This is a genomic window from Sulfitobacter sp. (genome assembly GCF_041552635.1).
Classification (GTDB): Bacteria; Pseudomonadota; Alphaproteobacteria; order Rhodobacterales; family Rhodobacteraceae; genus Sulfitobacter.
Genome location: NZ_JBFEKM010000329.1, coordinates 1 through 1945, shown reverse-complemented (window position 1 = coordinate 1945; position 1945 = coordinate 1). Strand labels below are relative to the sequence as shown.

Genomic DNA, 1945 nt, shown 5'->3' with positions numbered 1-1945 from the left:
CTTGAGTTTCCCTTCGTCTTCGCCGCCACCCGCAACTACATAGCGCCACGGACGGTCGGTCAGCTTCGCCAGAGCGCGTAGGGCATTTGCGATGTTCTTGACAGGGGCCAGACGCGCCACAGTCAAAATGCACGGTATCTGGTCAGAGTTGTGCTCAGGCGGCGTGGCAAAGCGCAGCGTCGCCCCGTTGCGGATAATCTCTGTGCGTGGCCGCAGGGCCGGATAGGTAGAAAGGAGCGCCTCTTGTGTTTGAGTACTGATCGCTGCAATCCGTTCAAAACCGCGATAGACCATTCGGTCCAAACCGCGCAGCGCGACATGTTCCCGGCGTCGGTTCCAAGTGCTGTGCTCGGTCATGCTGCAAGGAGTGTCCAATTGCCCGGTCTGGCGCAGCGCCGACACATGCAAGGTCGCGGGGAATAAATGTGCGTGTACAATCGTGCTGGGCCGGGCCAGATCTCGCAGCGCTGCCCTTAGTCGTAGGGTGACCCTTGGATCGCGCACCGATCCAAAGCCAAGGCTGTCTGACTTGGGTATATCACCTACCTCGCAAGCCCCAATCGCCAAAATATGGGCATCGACCCCTGCATCCAGAAGATCTTGATGCAAGGTGGTGGCCAGACGCTCAGCGCCCCCAAAATCAGTTCCAGAATGGTTTATGACCTGTACCACACGCATAAACTTAAACCGACCCTATCGCGAAACAGGTGGCAATCTGGGCATTGGCACCAGATTGCAGATATCGGACGAAATGCGGGTTTTCCTTACGGATCATTTCAGGGTCTCCGGCGCAATATAGGAAATAGGGTAGCAAAAAATCGGAATTGCGCCAGTTCGAACCAATTCAACTCCGGGGCGTCCATGGGGGCGTTCAACACTGTCGAACGGGGCTCTTTTGTCCCGCGCGTCAACCATGTGTTTCCCGTATAGACATGCGTATTGCGCATATTCACTTCCCGGTCGCCGATTCTATCGAAGGAGATAGGTCGCCCATACCAATCTCTCAGGACCTTTTCCATCGACGCGGGATCGCGTACGAAATCTTCGTATTTCACGCGGAATACCCGGTCTTTAGGCACCTTGGCAAGCGCCTTACCCATCTGGATGTAATGAAACAACAGCCATAGAGTATAAATTGGCGCAAGGGCCTGCCGGTACCAATTGGTCCGGCGACGGGCGCGCTTGATCCGCGCTCCAAGGGCATTCTCAGGGTGGCGGGAAAGAACGATCACCCGCAGCTGAAACTCATCTTGTTCTGCCAAAAGCTGCAAGCGGCGGGCGTTCTTCGAAGCATCGACAATTTCTTGTGCCCCGGTTTCTGCCAGAACCAGCCGCATGAAACCCAGTTGCTGCGCCAGATGCTCGTCGATCGACTGGGCCCCGTAGGTCTTGCGCAGATCTCGACCCATAATCATTGATAACCGTCGTGAAAGCGATGTGCGTCGTGCGTAGATCGGGTGATACTTCGCTTCGGTTTCGAACTGCGGCATCGGATCCTTGGCTGCCGCGCGTTCGTGAGCCTGCGCGATCAGTGGCCCCCAAAAGGGGCAGTCCGCGAGCAAGGCATTACAACTGCAACGACGATGCTCATGGTAATCCTGTTCCAGATAATTGATCTCGCCACAGTTGACAAAGCCTTCAGCATTGCCAAGCGCCATGGCGAATAGGGACGAACCTGAATAGGGCAGGCCGAGAATGTATGTCAGACCCTTGCCATCGCTCATTGCAGCCACCGTTTGATCATCTTTCTAAGCGATGGACGGATGAAATGCCGCCAGGTCTGGGGGAAATTAGGATCAGCTTTGAAATCGCGCCAAGGGCGGGGTTCGACAGCGGGCGGCGTTTCCTGCATGAGTGCTTGGAAAAGCGCCGCATAGGCTTTGGCAGCTTTGGCATTGCTGAACCGCGCGCGGGCCTGCTGGGCACCGCGTTCGTGTTGTGCCTG

2 protein-coding genes and 1 pseudogene are annotated in these 1945 nt (G+C 56.3%); all 3 read right to left on the bottom strand.

Going from position 1 to position 1945, the window contains the following annotated elements; genetic code table 11:
• The coding region (locus tag ABYT07_RS20755; protein ID WP_372993896.1) for a glycosyltransferase at window positions 1-678 on the bottom strand (678 nt) is incomplete at its 3' end.
• Window positions 679-776: 98 nt separating this feature from the next.
• Entirely contained in the window at window positions 777-1724 is a 948-nt protein-coding gene (locus tag ABYT07_RS20750; RefSeq protein WP_372993895.1) for a sulfotransferase, read from the bottom strand.
• Window positions 1721-1945: pseudogene (locus ABYT07_RS20745) on the bottom strand (hypothetical protein); the annotation flags it as partial. The pseudogene ABYT07_RS20745 and the gene ABYT07_RS20750, both read right to left, overlap by 4 nt.